The 16024-nt window shown below is 69.9% G+C and carries 13 protein-coding genes and 1 tRNA gene; 5 read left to right on the forward strand and 9 right to left on the reverse strand.

Annotated features, from left to right (window positions below):
• Nucleotides 1-136 precede the first annotated feature (136 nt).
• Nucleotides 137-454, reverse strand: a complete 318-nt coding sequence (locus EXE51_RS11030; protein WP_049933489.1) for a hypothetical protein — start codon at nt 452-454, stop codon at nt 137-139.
• 207 nt (nt 455-661) lie between these two features.
• On the opposite strand from EXE51_RS11030, the gene EXE51_RS11035 reads away from it, so the two are divergent.
• Complete coding sequence (locus EXE51_RS11035) at nt 662-1741, forward strand: NAD(P)/FAD-dependent oxidoreductase (RefSeq protein WP_049933490.1); 1080 nt, start codon at nt 662-664, stop codon at nt 1739-1741.
• A gap of 180 nt (nt 1742-1921) precedes the next feature.
• On the opposite strand, the gene EXE51_RS11040 is transcribed toward EXE51_RS11035, so the two are convergent.
• Entirely contained in the window at nt 1922-2434 is a 513-nt protein-coding gene (locus tag EXE51_RS11040; RefSeq protein WP_086216967.1) for a GrpB family protein, read from the reverse strand.
• 281 nt (nt 2435-2715) lie between these two features.
• Nucleotides 2716-2786, reverse strand: a tRNA-Gly gene (locus tag EXE51_RS11045).
• 228 nt (nt 2787-3014) lie between these two features.
• Between EXE51_RS11045 and EXE51_RS11050 the strand changes: the two genes are divergently transcribed.
• Entirely contained in the window at nt 3015-3539 is a 525-nt protein-coding gene (locus EXE51_RS11050) for a DoxX family protein (protein WP_049932775.1), read from the forward strand.
• Nucleotides 3540-3552: 13 nt separating this feature from the next.
• A complete protein-coding gene (locus tag EXE51_RS11055) occupies nt 3553-3837 on the forward strand; it encodes a hypothetical protein (RefSeq protein ID WP_049897570.1) in 285 nt (94 codons plus the stop codon).
• A 101-nt stretch (nt 3838-3938) separates the two neighbouring features.
• Here EXE51_RS11055 and EXE51_RS11060 read toward each other — a convergent pair whose 3' ends face one another.
• The 4 genes from EXE51_RS11060 to EXE51_RS11075 are packed head-to-tail and all read right to left on the reverse strand — an operon-like array spanning nt 3939 to nt 11092.
• Nucleotides 3939-6386 carry a methyl-accepting chemotaxis protein gene (locus EXE51_RS11060; protein ID WP_137692672.1) on the reverse strand — a complete coding sequence of 816 codons (2448 nt, stop codon included), beginning with the start codon at nt 6384-6386 and terminating at the stop codon, nt 3939-3941.
• Nucleotides 6387-6446: 60 nt separating this feature from the next.
• Nucleotides 6447-7097 carry a class I SAM-dependent methyltransferase gene (locus tag EXE51_RS11065; RefSeq protein WP_086216400.1) on the reverse strand — a complete coding sequence of 217 codons (651 nt, stop codon included), beginning with the start codon at nt 7095-7097 and terminating at the stop codon, nt 6447-6449.
• Between the two features lie 42 nt (nt 7098-7139).
• Nucleotides 7140-9347 carry a type II secretion system F family protein gene (locus tag EXE51_RS11070; RefSeq protein ID WP_094552737.1) on the reverse strand — a complete coding sequence of 736 codons (2208 nt, stop codon included), beginning with the start codon at nt 9345-9347 and terminating at the stop codon, nt 7140-7142.
• Nucleotides 9344-11092, reverse strand: coding sequence for a type II/IV secretion system ATPase subunit (locus EXE51_RS11075; protein ID WP_094495040.1), 1749 nt, complete (start codon nt 11090-11092; stop codon nt 9344-9346). Before EXE51_RS11075 ends, EXE51_RS11070 begins: the two co-directional genes overlap by 4 nt.
• A 199-nt stretch (nt 11093-11291) precedes the next feature.
• Between EXE51_RS11075 and EXE51_RS11080 the strand changes: the two genes are divergently transcribed.
• Nucleotides 11292-11780: a DUF5793 family protein gene (locus EXE51_RS11080; RefSeq protein WP_049932784.1), complete on the forward strand. Its 489-nt coding sequence runs from the start codon at nt 11292-11294 to the stop codon at nt 11778-11780.
• 15 nt (nt 11781-11795) lie between these two features.
• Here the strand turns inward: EXE51_RS11080 and EXE51_RS11085 are convergent, their stop codons facing one another.
• Together EXE51_RS11085 and EXE51_RS11090 are read right to left on the reverse strand one after the other, a co-directional pair.
• Nucleotides 11796-12707 (reverse strand): S-adenosyl-l-methionine hydroxide adenosyltransferase family protein, encoded by a 912-nt coding sequence (locus EXE51_RS11085; RefSeq protein WP_137692673.1) that lies wholly within the window; start codon nt 12705-12707, stop codon nt 11796-11798.
• Nucleotides 12708-12887: 180 nt separating this feature from the next.
• Nucleotides 12888-13418: a nicotinamide-nucleotide adenylyltransferase gene (locus EXE51_RS11090; RefSeq protein WP_086216397.1), complete on the reverse strand. Its 531-nt coding sequence runs from the start codon at nt 13416-13418 to the stop codon at nt 12888-12890.
• A 170-nt stretch (nt 13419-13588) separates the two neighbouring features.
• Here EXE51_RS11090 and lonB point away from each other — a divergent pair, with 170 nt between their 5' ends.
• Nucleotides 13589-15814 (forward strand): ATP-dependent protease LonB, encoded by a 2226-nt coding sequence (gene lonB / locus EXE51_RS11095; RefSeq protein WP_049932787.1) that lies wholly within the window; start codon nt 13589-13591, stop codon nt 15812-15814.
• Nucleotides 15815-16024 lie beyond the last annotated feature (210 nt).

Here is a 16024-nt window from a genome sequence, read left to right on the forward strand (position 1 = left end):
CCTGTGGCCGGTGACGCAAAACGGCTGGGGTCGCGGCGGCCGCGCCCGCCGGTCGGCTCACTTCGGGGTCAGCGAGGCGACCGGGCTCAGCGAGGCGACTCCGCCCAACGAAGCGACCCCGCCCACGATCGCGGAGTCACGGCCACAGTCCGGCGACGAACAGGAGGTTTCGGGCGGCGACCGCCAGCGAGAGCGCGCCGACGCCGCCGCACATCAGCGTCGCGACGAACCGCCGCGTCCCGCCGGCGACCGCGACCGGAACGCCGATGACCGCCATCCCGACGGCCTTCGTGAGGAGCATCCCGCCGAGGAGGCCGAACCGGGAGATGAACAGGCGGCCGACCGGCGACCCCTCGACATACTCGCTCCCAGTGAGCGCGACGTACGTCGTTCCCACGTCGGCGGCCGCCCCGACGATCAGGAGGCCGACGGCGATGGCGAGGCGAGAGGGCACTGACTGGCCAGACGCGGTACGACCTCATAAACGTCCGGACCGCCTTCCCCTCGTCCCGCCTCGGAGTCCTGCGGTCTGACGGTGTCGCTCCGGGCGGCAGCGGGACGCGCACTTCGAGTAGCGCGGGACGGTCGCGCCAGCGGTGGCTGGTCGCGGGGCGCGCACACCACGGCGCCATTTAAACCGGCGGAGCGCGTATCACGGGTAATGAGTTCGTCCGACGACGAGTACGAGATCGCGGTGGTCGGCGGCGGGCCGGCGGGGCTGACGACCGCGCTGTACGGTGCCCGCCTGGGGCACGAGACGGTGCTGATCGACCGCGGCGGCGGCCGCGCCGCGATGATGGCCGACACCCACAACGTGATCGGCGTCACGGAGGAAGTGTCCGGGAACGAGCTGCTCGCCACCGGGCGCGAGCAGGTACAGTCGTACGGCGGCACCTTCGAGCGCGGCTTCGTCACCGACGTCGAGCGCACCGACGACGACCGGTTCCGCCTGTCCACGAACGACAGCGAGATCCTCGCGGACCGCGTCGTCCTCGCGACGGGCTTCTCCGACGAGCGCCCGGAGCCGCCGCTCCCGCGGAACGCGAAGGGGCTCCACTGGTGTCTCCACTGTGACGCCTACATGTTCGTCGACGAGCCGGTGTACGTGATGGGTCACGGCGAGGCCGCCGCGCACGTCGCGATGATCATGCTGAACATGACCGACGACGTGGACCTCCTGACGCGCGGCGCGGAGCCGACGTGGAGCGATGAGACCGCGACGCAGCTGGAGGCGCACCCGGTCGAGGTCGTTCACGACGACATCTCGGGCGTCGAGAACGATCCCGACTCCGGCTGGCTCGAAGCGATGGAGTTCGAGGACGGCACCCGCCGCGAGTACCGGGGCGGGTTCCCGATGTACGGCTCCGACTACAACACCGCGCTCGCCGAGGCGCTCGGCTGCGACCTGACCGACGGCGGCGAGATCGACGTCGACGACCACGGCCGCACCAGCGAGGACGGCGTCTTCGCGGTGGGCGACATCACGCCCGGCCACAATCAGGTGCCCGTCGCGATGGGGCAGGGGGCGAAGGCCGGTATCGCGGTCCACAAGGAGCTCCGCGAGTTCCCGCGGTCGACGGAGGATATCGCGCAGGACGGTCCGGTCGACGAGGACGAGGTGCCCGCCATCCCGCCGCACCTCATGGCGACCGCCGTCGCCCACGAGGGGCACGCGGGCGGGCCGCGAGACGAGGCGACCGCCGAGGCCGGCGCGGAGCAGCCCGCGGCAGACGACGACTGAGGCGCCGCGAGGTCGCGACTCCGTCCGCTCGACGCGACCCGTCTCGGACGACGGCGAGAACGGGCCCGCGTCGACACGGCGACCTCTCTGATTCCCCGCCCCGGCCCCGAGGCAGGGGCCGTCGACGGTGACGCGGCGCTAACCCGTCTCTCGCCGACGGCACCTCGACCGCGGACCGCGTCAGTCCCGTCGATCGAGGACGGCTCGCACGAACGCGCCCTTCTCGGCGGTGTACCGCTGTCGGTTCTCGGGATACCGTGCCGCGAGCCGTCGTTTCAACGAGGCGTACCGCTCGGCGAGTTCCGGATCGCTCCGAAGCGCGTCCCTGAACGCGATCTTCTCGTGGTGGAACGCGCTTCCGACTTCGGCGATCGACAGATAGCACGTACGATTCTCTGGCGGTCCCTTCGCGAGGAACACCCGCCCGTCCACCTCATCGGGGCGCCGTTCGTAGCCGTGCGTTTCGAGCGCTGGGACGAGGTCGCTCGCGGTCGTCGATTCGTCGACTACGGCGAGCACGTCGAGTATCGGCTTGGCCGCCATCCCCTCGACCGCGGTACTGCCGATGTGTTCGAACTGACGGACGCGATCACCAACTGCGCTCCGTAACCGAGCCACCTCCGCGTCGTACGCGTCGCTCCACGACTCCTGATACGGCACGACTTCGACGGTCCCCCGTGCGAGTCCGACCACACTCGGGCCTCGTCCTCGCAGTATAAATCCTTTACAGCGTTCTCTTACCTCGTTCGGGGGCTCGCTGAGCGGAACGAATCGACCGTTAAGCGACGAAGTGATTCAGAAAATGCGCCGGCCGGGACTCCCGCGAGCGAGCGGGGGTACGGCCGGCGCACGACCGAAGGGAGTGCGCCGGCCGGGATTTGAACCGAAATCGGACGTGCTCGCTCACTCCGTTCGCTGCGCGCGACTGATAGGGTTCAAACCCGGCGGCGATTTCTCTCACTTCGTTCGAGAAATGCGCCGGCCGGGATTTGAACCCGGGCCATGAGCTTGGAAGGCTCAGGTCCTACCACTAGACCACCGGCGCTCGCGTCGGTCGATGACGCATCTACACGTAGGCGGAACGACTTTCATAAGCGTTCCGTGTTCTGACGGGGCTCGAACGCGATTCCCGGCGCCGATCCGGGTATGTATACTTAAAGAGCCACGATACTGCGGACGTGTCCCAGCGCTCTAGAACGCTTTTCAGCCGCTTAGAACCCTGTACGGTACATATGTGTGTACCAACCCAACGTACATCCGTGAGGTGACACCGATGTCATACCAATCGAGCAATCCGCTGGTCGGCGAGGTCGAGTTCGCCCTAGAGGGACCGTGGGCGACCTACTGGATCGCGTTCCTGCGCGTCGTGACCGGGTGGTGGTTCTTCCACGCCGGGGTCACCAAGATCATCGAGAACGGGTTCGCGTTCACCTACGGGCCGTCGTACATGAAGGGCATGACCGGCACCGCGCTGGGCGGCATCCCCGTCTGGATGGGGAACAACCTCGCGTGGCTCATCGAGCCCGGCGTGCCGCTGTTCGAGACGCTCATCGGCCTCGCGCTGATCGCGGGGGCGTTCACCCGGTTGGCCGCGTTCGGCGGGGTCATCTTCATGGTCCTGTTCTGGGTCGGGAACGCCGGCTTCGGTCACGGCGTCGTCAACAGCGACCTGATGGGCCTGTTCCTGTTCATGACCGTGATCGTGCTCGCGGCCGGTCGGTACTACGGGCTCGACGCGCTCCTCGAACAGACGGCGCTCGTCAAGCAGAACCCCAAGCTGCGGTACCTGCTCGGTTAAGAGGTGATTCACTATGACAGACACCATTGACAAGGCGGCACGGGCGTTGAGCGCGGGACTGATGCTGTTCGGCATCGTGGTCCTCGGACTAGTCGAGACGTTCACCGGCAAACCGTTCGCCCCGGCCCCGATAACCAACGAGGCGGGCGAGGTGACCGCGATGCCGCTGATCAGCCCGGAGATCCGGACCGGCTTCGTGCTGGCCGGCCTCGTGGTGCTCGGGCTGTACGCGGCCTACCGGTTCGTGGCGCCGCTCCCCGAGGACCGGGGCGTCAGCCACGAGACGATGGCTGACTGAGAAGCGAGGCACCCGGCCGCGACGTCACCGGCAGTGCTCGTCGCCGCGGGCGACGACGACCACTTTCCTTCGTTCTAACGTTCGCTGAGAGCCGTCTCCGGCTACGCCGAGTCGTCGGCGTGCGGCTCGCCTGGCTCTCCAGTTCCGTGAGCGGTGCCGCCGTCGGTGCTGGCGGGGGCGGCGTCGGACGGCTCCTCGTCCGCGCCGAACGTGAACGCCGTCTCGCCCGTCTCGCCCGATCTGCCGGCGGCGGGTTCGCCGACCGAATCGCCGTCCGCGCCCCCGACAACGTCGTCCCCGGATTCAGCGTCGACCTCGAAGCCCTCTGTCATCTCCCGCAGGTCGCTGGCGCGCTCGTGGAGGTCGTGCGCCTGTTCGGACACCTCGCCGAGCGTGGCGGCCTGCTCCTCGGCGGCGGAGGCGACGGTGGTCGCCTCGGCGGTGGTCTGTTCGCTCACGCCCGCGAGGTCGTCGACCGCGCCGGTCACCTCGTTGACCGACTGCGCCTGCGCGTCCATCGCGCCGGAGATCTCCTGAACGCCGTCGTCGGCCTCGCTCACGCGGTCGGCGACCTCGGCGAGCGCGTCCTCCGCGTCCTCCACGACGTCGACCCCGTCGTCGACGCCCTCGCGGATCGCGGCCATCTCGTCGACGCTCTCGTCGGTACGCTCGCGGAGGCTCTCGATCAGCGACTCCACCTCCGCGGCGGACGCCTGGGTCTCCTCGGCGAGCGACTTGACCTCCTCGGCCACGACCGCGAAGCCGGAGCCGGCCTCGCCCGCGCGGGCGGCCTCGATCGAGGCGTTGAGCGCGAGCAGGTTCGTCTGGTCGGCGATCTCCGAGATCGTCTCGACGATGGCGTCGACCTCCGCCATCTCGGCCTCGAGCCGCTCGACCGTCTCCGCGGCGGACTCCGAGCGGGACTCGATCGCGTGGAGCTCGTCGACGGCGTCGGCGGCCGCCTCGCGCCCCTCCTCGGTGAGCGCGTCGGCCTGCCGGGAGGTGGTCGCGACCTCGTCCGCGGAGGCGGCGACCTCCTCGACGGTCGCCGACATGTCCTCCATCTCGCCGGCGACCTCGGCCAGCTGACGGCTCTGCCGCTCCGCCCCGGCCGATATCTCGTCGACCGCGTCGCTCGTCTCCCGGCCGGCGGCGGCGGCCTCGTCGGTGCCGTCGGTGACCGCGTCGCTCCGGTCGGCCACTTCGACCGCGAACGCGTCGACCTCCGCGATCGCGGCCTCCAGCTCGTCCATCGCGTCGTTGAACTCCGCGGCGATCGCGCGGAGCGCCTCGGGGTCGTCCGGCTCTGCGTCGAGCCGAGCTGTGAGGTCGCCGTCGGCGCAGGAGGCCAATGTCTCGCCGAAGTCGCCCGCCCGCGACTCCAGGCGGTCGGCGAACGCCTCGCTCTCCGCCTTCGCCGCCTCGGCGCGCTCGCGCTGCGTCTCCGCCGACTCAATCTGCTCGCGCAGGGAGTCCCGCATGGTCGCGAACGCCCCGGCGAGGTCGCCGAACTCGTCGCGCCGCGCCGTGTCGAAGTCGACGTCGAGGTCGCCGTCGGCCAGCGCCGACGCCCGGGCCCGGAGCTGGTTCAGCTCGACGACGGTCCCCCGGCCGAGCGTCACGCCGATGAGCCCGAGCCCGACGACCGCGACGCCGACGATGAGGAGCAGGTTCCGCCCGATCATCCCCGAGAGCGCGTACGCCTCTGAGAGGGGGACGTGGACCGCGACGTACCAGGCCTCGGTTGGAACCGGGGCGTAGGCGACGAAGTACCGCTCGCCGTCGGCGAGTTCGAGCGTCGCCGACGGGACGGACCCGATCGGGTTCTGTCGGTCGAAGAGCTGCGACCGGACCGGTTCGTCGTACCGCTCGCCCGCGACGCCGTCGCGATCGCTCGCGCCGATCTCGCCGTCGGTCTCGACGATCGACGTGAACGTGCCGTCCGTCGGTTGCCGGAAGTCGCCGACGAGCGAGCCGAGCGAGACCTCCATGACCACGTATTTTCGTTTCGGCGTCCCGGCCACGTAGGCGACCCGGCGCTCGCCGTCGACCTCGTACGTCGCCGTCGTGGTGACGGTGTCGCCGAGCAGGAGCCCGTCGTCGAACCACTGCTGGCTCGTGAGCGTCTCCGCTCGGTCACCGTTCCCGCCCGCCTCGTCGGTCGACGCGAGTACCGCGCCGTCCTCGGGGTCGATGTAGTGGAACGCAAGCACGCCGTCGCTCGCCCGAGACAGATGCGAGGAGAGATACGCCGCGACGGCGGCCGAGTCCTCGCTGTAGATGTCGTTGTCAGCGGCCTCCGCGACGGTCCCGCGCCGGTCGGCGGTCCAGCTGCCGGCTTCGGTGGCGCTCAGCTCCGCGACGGCCGTGTAGTCGCTCTGGGCGCTCGATTCGAGCTGCTCGGTCGTCTCCGCGTACGTGACGGCCCCGACGGCGCCGATCGCGAGGACGACGACGACGAGGGCGACGAGGAACTTCGCGAGGTAACTCCGGGCCACCGCGTCGGGCGCGACCCGACGCAGGACCCGTTCGAGGAAGGTGTCGGCCATTACCAGCAGGCGGTCGGCAGGGACCCTTTAATCCACCCCCGTCGATATTGTCTGTGATAATCAGGGGCGTTCCGGCTCGACTTCCGCGTAACAGTTCCCGCTGGATAGCTCCGTTCGACGCGTTTCGAGAGCGCTCTCGCCGAGATCCGTCTCGAACTCCGCGGGCGAGTAGATGTGATAGTACCGAGGCACCGTCTCGCCGCCCGGCAGCGTCCAGTCGACGGTCGTGTCGAACCCCTCGTCGCGGTCGAACCGCTCGTGGGCCGTGCTCCACGCGCTGACGAGCGCGACGCCGCCGGGCGCGAGGACGCGCGCCAGCTCGTTCAGGCTCTCGACGCGGGCGCTCCGCGGCGAGAGGTGGTGGAGCGTGGCGACGTAGACGGCGAGGTCGACCGCGCCGTCGCGGACCGGGAGCGCCGTCGCGTCGCCGTGGACGAACGCGGTCGCGTCGGCGAACCCCCGGTCGCGGGCGCGGGCCGTCGCCTCGGCGAGCAGCCCGCGGCTGAGGTCGAGGCCGACCGCGGTCTCGGTGCGCGCCGCGAGCGCCTCCGTGTGGCGGCCGTTGCCGCAGCCGACGTCGAGCGCGAGCCCCCCCGACCGACCCTCTAAGAACGACTCCACCTCGGGCCACGCGTACTGCCGCGTCTTCGAGAAGTGGGTCGCGATGCGGTCGTACGTCGACTGCGGATCGCCGGTCGGCTGCGGGTCCATACCGGCTTCTCGGCCGCGACGGGGATATGTCGACCGGACGCCTCACACCGCCCCGATCGCGGCGAACGCGACGAGCGTGAGCGCGAGCAACACCACGACGTGTTTCACGCCGTCGCGGACCGACCCCTCTCCGAGCTGTCCGGCGACGAGCCCGGAGCAGACCGCCTGGATCGACGCGGCGTGGAAGAACAGCTGCTCGTAGACCGCCACGTCGATGTCGCCGATCCCGTCCGTGATCCCGCCGGGTCCGCCGGAGACCCCGCTCCCGGTGTCGGGGAGTCCGCCGCCCGTCCCCGGGACGCCCGCCGCCTCGATGGCCGGGATGAACGACACCGACAGCGCCGCGATGATCCCGAGGAAGACGAGGAAGGAGATGTAGATGACGATGAGATACGTTAACATCACTTGTCGGCGTTCGCGCCGGAGCGCCCACGTCGCGCGCGATTCGTCGGCCGCGATCCGGAGGACGGGACCCACGTCCCCGCTCGCCTGAATCGCGTTGGTGACGAGCGCGACCGCCCGGGAGGTCATCGGCGACCGGACCCGTCGCTCCAGCCGGCGCAGCGCCGTGGAGACGTCCGCCCCCCAGTCGATGTCTCGGCGCGTCCGGCGGAGGTCCTCCGTCAGGGCTTCCAGGTTCGAGTCGGCGACGCGGCGGACGCTGCCGACCACGTCGGTGCCCGCCTCGTTGACGCTGGCGAGCCGGTCGAGGAAGTCCGGCACCGCGGACTCGACGCGGCGGACGCGGCGCTTGCCGAACTCGTAGGCGACCGCGTACGCCGCGAGGACGAGGGCGGTCGCGACGACGAGCGGGCCGTCGACCTGGTCGATCATCTCCATGGGCGTCCCGAGCGTGACCGGGAACGCGAAGACGAGCAGCCCGACGACCGCGGCCGGGACGACGGCGAGGAGCACCGTTCGCGGCGAGGCGAGCACCGTCTCGACCGGCGACGCGACCAGCCGCCGCACGCTCCGGAGGCGGTCGTACACGCGGAGCCGCTCCCGGCTCGCCGCCCAGCGGTCCGCTCCGGTACCGCCCGCGCCGGCGCCGTCCGCCCCGGAACCGCCCGCGCCGCTCTCGGCGGCCGCTCCCCCGTCGAACCGCGGCGAGTCGCCCCGGTCGCCGGGCTCGTCCGTGGCGTGGCGCACGCCCGTGACCGAGGGGGTGTCCGGGTCCGCGAGCGACGACTCCGCGACGGTCTCGGTGCCGCCGACGCCCTGCGTCACGCTGTCGACGTAGACGACGAAGCCGAAGGTGGCGAGCGGCACGCCGAGGTAGACGACGACGCGGAGGAGCGGGAGGGTGTCCTGTAAGACGAGCCCGATGACGACGAGGATGGTGATGAAAAACAGCGGGCCCGCGACCAGCGCCGTCACGTACGCCTCGGCGAACGTCGAGAGCAGTTCGAGGTACTGCTCCTGTTTCGCCTCCGCCTCCGCCTGATAGCGCTCGTACTGGTCGTTGAGGAACTCCGACACCGACTGCCCGGTGCCGAGGACGGACGCGAGGTTCTCCGAGAAGTCGGCCAGGTCGTCGCTCGGCGTCCGCCGGGAGATGCGCTGGAGCGCGGTGAGCGCGTCGGTTCCGAAGGCGTTCATGTCGCGGACCGCGACCGACAGCTCGGCGGCGGCCTCGCCGTACACCTCCTCGTTCTCCGCGAGCGTGTCCATCACCCGGGGAAACGCCATCCCGGAGCGCGAGAGCGCGTACATGAACGCGACCGTCCGCGGCAGCGTGGCGTCGATCTCCGCCGCCCGCGCGGCGGCGCGCTGGTCGAGCAACTGCCACCGAGCGAGGTAGGCGCCGAGCGCGAGGCCGGAGCCGACCGTCGCGGAGACGACCGCGAGCAGGACGAACAGCCGACCGAGCCCGAGGTCGGCGAGCCGCGCGACGACCGCGACGAACTCGACCGACGCCGGGAGCGCCGCGCGGATCGCGGCCTCGCCGACGTCGAGCGCGGCGAGCAGCGCGCCGGCCGCGTACACGCCGATGACGCTGCCGGCGACCCCGAGGACCGCGGCGTACAACAGGGTCCGCGAGGCGTACACGCGGTGCGTCGTGCCGGCGACGTGGGCCGCGCGCATCCGGTCGCGCTGAGCCTGCCGCCGCGCCTCGTTCTCGCCGACGTAGTCGCCGAACGCCGACAGGGCGACGCGGGTGACGAACAGGTCGGCCCGGTCGTCGACGAGCGGCAGCGCGAGCGCGAGACAGACCGCGACCGCGGCGACGAGGGGGAGGTACTCGATCATCGGTCCGTGGCGTCGGATCCCGCGTCTCCGGCGCGCGCGCCGTCGCCGTCGGAAGCGTCGGGGCCGCGGTCGGTGCCGCCGCCCGGCGAGGCGTCTTCGGCCGCGAACTCGTCGGGGTCGACGCCGTCGGCCGCGGCGGCGCGCTCGTCGAGCTTCTCCATCACGCGGTCGGCGTCGGCGTAGTACTCGTTGACGAGGGCGGTGAACGTGCGGTAGTCGTCGATGCCGAGCGCGGAGAGGAGTTCGAGGAATCGCTCGCGGCGCCGGACCTCGCGGAGCAGCTCCGACCGGGACCAGCCGCGCTCGTCGGCGATCTCCTCCAGCAGCGACGAGTCGTTGCGCCGGAACGTGTCGGAGTCCGGCCGCCACTCGAACGCCGAGGAGTAGTCGAGCTCCCCGGTGCGCTGGTCGATACCGCCGATCTCGCCGATCGTCTTCGCGCGGCGGACGCGCTCGTCGTCGGCGCGGGTGAGCGTCTGGACCGACAGCATGTCGAGCGACTGAACCATCGCGCGCGGCACGTTGATCGGCTCGTTCTCCAGCCGGTTGATCACGGTCTCGATCGAGTCGGCGTGCATCGTCGAGAACGTGGTGTGACCGGTGTTCATCGCCTGGAAGAGCGTGATCGCCTCCTCGCCGCGCACCTCGCCGACGACGATGTACTCGGGGCGGTGGCGCAGCGCCGACCGCAGAAGGTCGTACATGTCGATGTCGGTCCCCTCGTACCGGCGCTCGCGGGTGACCGCCGAGAGCCAGTTGTCGTGGTACAGCGAGAGCTCGCGGGTGTCCTCGATGGTGAGCACCTTCGCCCGCGGCGGGACGAACATCGACACCGCGTTCATCGAGGTGGTCTTCCCGGACGCGGTGCCGCCCGCGAAGATGAGGCTCTTGTTGTGCTCGATACAGAGCCAGAAGTACGCCATCTGCTCGACGGAGAACGTGCCGTACTCCACGAGGTCGACGGGGGTGAACGGGTCCTCGGCGTACTGGCGGATCGTGAACGCCGAGCCGCGCGGGGTCACCTCCTCGCCGAGCGCCAGCTCCGCGCGTGAGCCGTCGGGGAGCGTCGTCTCGACGATGGGGTCGCCGACCGAGACGTGGCGGCCGGACTGCTGCGCGAGCCGGATCACGTAGCTGTCGAGCGCCTCCTGTCCGAAGGAGACGTTCGTCTCGATGTCGGTGTACTCGTCGTGGTAGACGAAGATCGGGAGGTCGTAGCCGTCACAGGAGACGTCCTCGATGTGGCGGTCGTTCAGCAGGGGGTCGACCTTCCCGAAGCCGCGGAAGTCGCGGTAGAGGTAGTACACCAGCGCGTGGAACGTGTCCATCTCGGCCTCGACGCCGTACCCCTCCAGCAGCGTCTCGAGTTCGGTCCTGAGCGTCTCCTCGTCGGTCTTGCCGCTCCCCTCGCGGTAGAGGAGCGGGTCGCGGATGTCGTCGACGACGCGGTCGAGGAGCTCGCGCTCGAACGCGTCGAGCTCGGGCTCGACCGCGTAGTAGCGGTGTTCGCTCTCGGCGTCGTCGTAGGTGATCACGACGTACGCGTACGGCGCGTTCACCCAGTACCGGTCGACTTCGGTCTCGTCTTCCGGAACGACGAACGACGCGAGCGGGCCGTCCTCGCCCGGGCGAAACGGCCGGACGTCGAGCGTCGACCCCTGAAGCAGCTCCCACGTCCGGGAGAGCCGCCGCTGGAGGGCCTCGATCCGGTCGCCGAGGTCGCTCCCGCTGGCCTCGCTCGCCATGGATACGGTGCCCTAGAGGCGGGGGGAAGTTAAACTACCCCCGACGATTATCAGGACCGACATCGAGGTCCGCCGCCGCGGTCCCGACCGAGTGCCGATCCGGTCCCGGCGCGGCGCGGACGCCCGAGTATCGTCGGTTCCGCGCCGCCGCTCCGCCCGTTACGTTGATACGGCCGGACCGCAAAGCATCCGATAGGAAATGCGGCGTGACTACTTCGAGTTGACCGTCGAGGGCGTCGGAAACGACGCCGGCTCCCAGTCGCCCCCGCTGGTGCGGATCGACTTCCACGGTCCGGAGGATCTCCTCCGCGAGCGACTCTCGGGGGGCGAAAGCGAGGACATCATCGTCGAGACGGACGACGACCTGCTCGCGGCCGACCAGATCGACGTCGCCTTCCGGCTCCGCGAGCCGCTGGACGAGGCGGACGAGCCGGAGGGCGTCGTCGGCGTCACCAACCGATACACGGGCGACTTCATCCTCGAACTCAACGAGACGGCGACGGACGTACTCCCGTTCATCCACGCCGCGCGCGACGCGACCGACGACGGCGACGCGCGGTACCGCGTCGAGATCGATGTCGACGGCGAGCGCCTCGTCGCCTACGACAAGGACACCTTCCTCGTGTACGACCAGGAGGGGAACCTGCTCCGCAGCGAGAGCCTGATTCCCTCCGGCGTCGAGCTGTAGACCGGTTTTTCGGACTCAGAGGCTGACGCTGTCGGGAACGAACCGGACCGCGTCGCCCGGTCGGAGGTCGAACGCGCCGTCGCCCCGGCCGTCGTTCACGTCACACTCCGCGTAGCCGTGGCTCCCGACCGTGACGAGGCGCTCGCCGGGGTCGACGGCGCCGAACGTCTCCGCGACCGGCGTGAGGTCGCCGTTCACGCGGACCCAGTCCCGGCCGCGGACAAGCTCGCCGGGGACGTTGGTGATCACGTTGCCGAACCGGTCGATCGCGAGCACTTCGCCGTCAACGGCGACCACGTCGCCGGTGTCGGCCTCGTCGTCGGTACCGTCCTCGCTGTCGGTGCCGTCCTCGGCGTCGGTGCCCTTCTCGGCCTCGCCCGCGTCGCGTTCGACCGACGGCTCGGGAAAGCGGACGTCCACGGGGTCGTTCGCGGGCGCGAGGTCGTCGATCCCCGCGAGCGCTTCGGCGACCGCGTCGACCGCGGGCTCCCCGTCCGACGCCGTCAGTTCGTCGTCGAGCGCCGTCCGGACGCGGGCCGCGGTCGGCGCGAACACGTCGCGGCCGTGGAACGTCTCGCTCGCGGGGTCGTCGACCGCGATGGACCAGACCTCGACATCCGACTCGTCGGCCGCCAGCGCGCGGGCCGGCGGCATCGCGAGCCCGTTGTCGGGCGCGACGATGACGTGCGCGCCGGCCCGGACGACGAGGGCGTCCCGGTCGGTGCCGACGCCGGGGTCGACGACGGCGCAGTGGACCGCCGGCGGGAACTCCGGGAGGACGAACCGGAGCCAGAACGCGGCGGCCCGGGGGTCCCCGCGCGGCAGATCGTGCGCAACATCGATCAGCTCGGCGTCAGTGTGCCGGCGAATCACTCCCTTCATCGCGGCGGGGTACGGCGACCCAAAGTCCGAGGTGAGCGTGATCATACCGGAACCCGCGTGCGGCGCGGGGTTAAATGGAACGGGCGTCGTCGTCGCCGGTCTCCGTATCTGTCCACGAGCAGGCGGCCGGAGCGTCGGAGTCGGCGCCGAGGCTTCGAAGCGATCGGCGGTCGGTCCGCGATCGGCGGTCCGAGGCGATCAGCCCTCTTTACACGGATCGCCGCGCTACAGGTCGGACGGCTCGCCGCCGTTCGAGTCCGTCTCCGCGATCCGGCGGATGCGCTCGACGCCGTCGACTTCGCGGATCACGTCGACGACGGGGTCGGGGACGAGGTCGGCCCACTCCCGGCCGCGGATCATGCGCTCGCGGAGTTCGGTCCCCTCCAGCACGTCGCGGCGGAACATCGGCGACTGGCGCACCTCGACGCCCGCCTCCTCGAACAGGCGGACCACGAGCGGGTTGTTCGAGTAGGCCACGTCGAAGCGCGGGGTCATGCTCTGGACGTGGCTCACCCACACGGAGTTCCGGTCGAGGTCCTCGATCGGGACGACGTAGGTGGTGGCGTCGAGCTCCTCGACCGCCTTCGTCACCATCATCACGCGCTCGCCGGCGGTGAATGGGTTCCGCGTGGTGTGAGAGTCGCCGGCGGAGCCGATCCCCAAGACGAGCTCGTCGACCTCCGCCGCGATCTCTTCCACCATGTGCCGGTGGCCGTGGTGGAACGGCTGATACCGGCCGATGTAGAACCCCCGCATGAGTCTACGTACCGTCGGCGTCATTTATAAACCCCGTGGGAACGCTCGCGGGGCGTGATCGGTCGATATACGGCTTGAAAGCGGTGTTTACTGCCCCCGGGGCTACCCCTCCGGGGGGAGAAAGTATATCAGTAACCGACCCGTCCTTTTCGATAGCGACACCCGATTCTATGAGCAACGAGAAGGACACGAACGACCCGACGGCCGACGACCCCGACGAACCGCCCCACGGCGGCGTCGACGACTCGAGTCCGGCGGGGAACGGCGAGGACGCCACGCCCGGCGACCCCGAGCCCGACGACGGCCCGGCGAACGAGTCCGGCGTCGACGAGGACCCGGCCGCGGACTCCGACGACGACCCCTGGGACGACGGGGTCATCGTGGACGACGACGGGTTCGACGAGGGTCGGAACGGCGACGCCGCCGATCCGGCCGACGACGGCGGGATCGACGAGCTCGGCAGCACCGTCGAGGTCGAGGGCGCCGAGATCGAAGAGGACCCCGACGAGGACGACCTCCTCGGCGGGCTCAAGATAGACACGACGGCCGAACTGGAGATCCCGGACCGGCTCGTCGACCAGGTCATCGGGCAGGAACACGCCCGCGACGTGATCATCAAGGCGGCGAAGCAGCGGCGCCACGTGATGATGATCGGCTCCCCCGGGACGGGGAAGTCGATGCTCGCGAAGGCGATGTCCGAGCTCCTCCCCAAAGAGGAGCTTCAGGACGTGCTGGTGTACCACAACCCCGAGGACGGCAACAAGCCGAAGGTCCGGACGGTGCCGGCCGGTAAGGGCGACCAGATCGTCGAGGCGCACCGCGAGGAGGCGCGCAAGCGCAACCAGATGCGGTCGCTCCTGATGTGGATCATCATCGCCGTCGTGCTGGGCTACGCGCTCATCATCGTCGGCCAGATCCTCGTCGGCATCATCGCGGCCGGCGTGGTGTACCTCGTCTTCCGCTACCTCAACCGCGGTTCGGATGCGATGATCCCGAACCTGCTGGTGAACAACGGCGACACGAAGACCGCGCCGTTCCGCGACGCGACCGGCGCGCACGCCGGCGCGCTGCTCGGCGACGTGCGACACGACCCGTTCCAGTCCGGCGGGATGGAGACGCCCAGCCACGACCGCGTCGAGGCGGGCGCCATCCACAAGGCGAACAAGGGTGTGCTGTTCATCGACGAGATCAACACGCTCGACATCCGCAGCCAGCAGCACCTCATGACGGCGATCCAGGAGGGCGAGTTCTCGATCACGGGCCAGTCCGAGCGCTCCTCGGGCGCGATGGTCCAGACCGAGCCCGTCCCGACCGACTTCGTCATGATCGCGGCCGGGAACCTCGACGCGATGGAGAACATGCACCCGGCGCTGCGCTCCCGGATCAAGGGGTACGGTTACGAGGTGTACATGGAGGACACCATCGAGGACACCCCGGAGATGCGCCGGAAGTACGTCCGGTTCATCGCCCAGGAGGTCGCGAAGGACGGCCGCCTGCCCGAGTTCTCGGCGGAGGCCGTCGAGGAGATCATCCTCGAGGCCAAGCGCCGTTCCGGCCGCAAGGGCCACCTCACGCTGAAGATGCGGAACCTCGGCGGGATGGTCCGCGTCGCGGGCGACATCGCCCGGGGCGAGGACGCCGAGATGACCACCCGCGAACACGTCCTTCAGGCGAAGGGGCGCTCGCGCTCCATCGAGCAGCAGCTCGCCGACGACTACATCGAGCGCCGCAAGGACTACGAGCTCCAGGTCTCCGACGGCTACGTCGCCGGCCGCGTCAACGGCCTCGCGGTGATGGGCGAAGACTCCGGGATCATGCTCCCGGTGATGGCCGAGGTGACGCCGACCCAGGGCGGCGGGCAGGTGATCGCCACCGGCCAGCTCAAGGAGATGGCCGAGGAGTCGGTCCAGAACGTCTCGGCGATCATCAAGAAGTTCTCCGACGAGAACATCTCGGAGAAGGACATCCACATCCAGTTCATCCAGACGGGCCAGCAGGGGGTCGACGGCGACTCCGCGTCCATCACGGTCGCGACCGCCGTCATCTCCGCGCTGGAGAACGTCGGCGTGGACCAGAGCCTCGCGATGACCGGCTCGCTGTCGGTCCGCGGCGACGTGCTCCCCGTCGGCGGGGTCACCCACAAGATCGAGGCGGCCGCGAAGGCCGGCTGCGACCGAGTGATCATCCCCGCAGCCAACGAGCAGGACGTGATGATCGAAGACGAGTACGAGGAGATGATCGAGGTCATCCCGGTCTCGCACATCAGCGAGGTCCTCGACATCGCCCTCGAGGGCGAGGCCGAGAAGGACTCGCTCGTCTCCCGGCTGAAGTCGATCACGGGCTCCGCGCTGAAGGACGGCAACGTCTCCGGCCCGTCCAACCCGAGCCCGCAGTAGGCGGCTCCGCGCCCCGCGGTCCGATTTCTTCTGTCCTCGCTTTCGTTCCGGCGAGCCGCCGCACCGCGGTCTTCGCCCGCGGTTCGAGTGCCGCCCGCCGAGTCCGGTCTCGGTCGCTTATCGAGCGAGGTTGTCTCCGCCGCCAGTATTTTGTAGAATATACACAATACTGATGCGCCAAACAAACGATTCACCGACGGGGACAAGACG

The organism is Halorubrum sp. CGM5_25_10-8B, from assembly GCF_005435095.1.
In the GTDB taxonomy this organism is placed as follows: Archaea; Halobacteriota; Halobacteria; order Halobacteriales; family Haloferacaceae; genus Halorubrum; species Halorubrum ezzemoulense.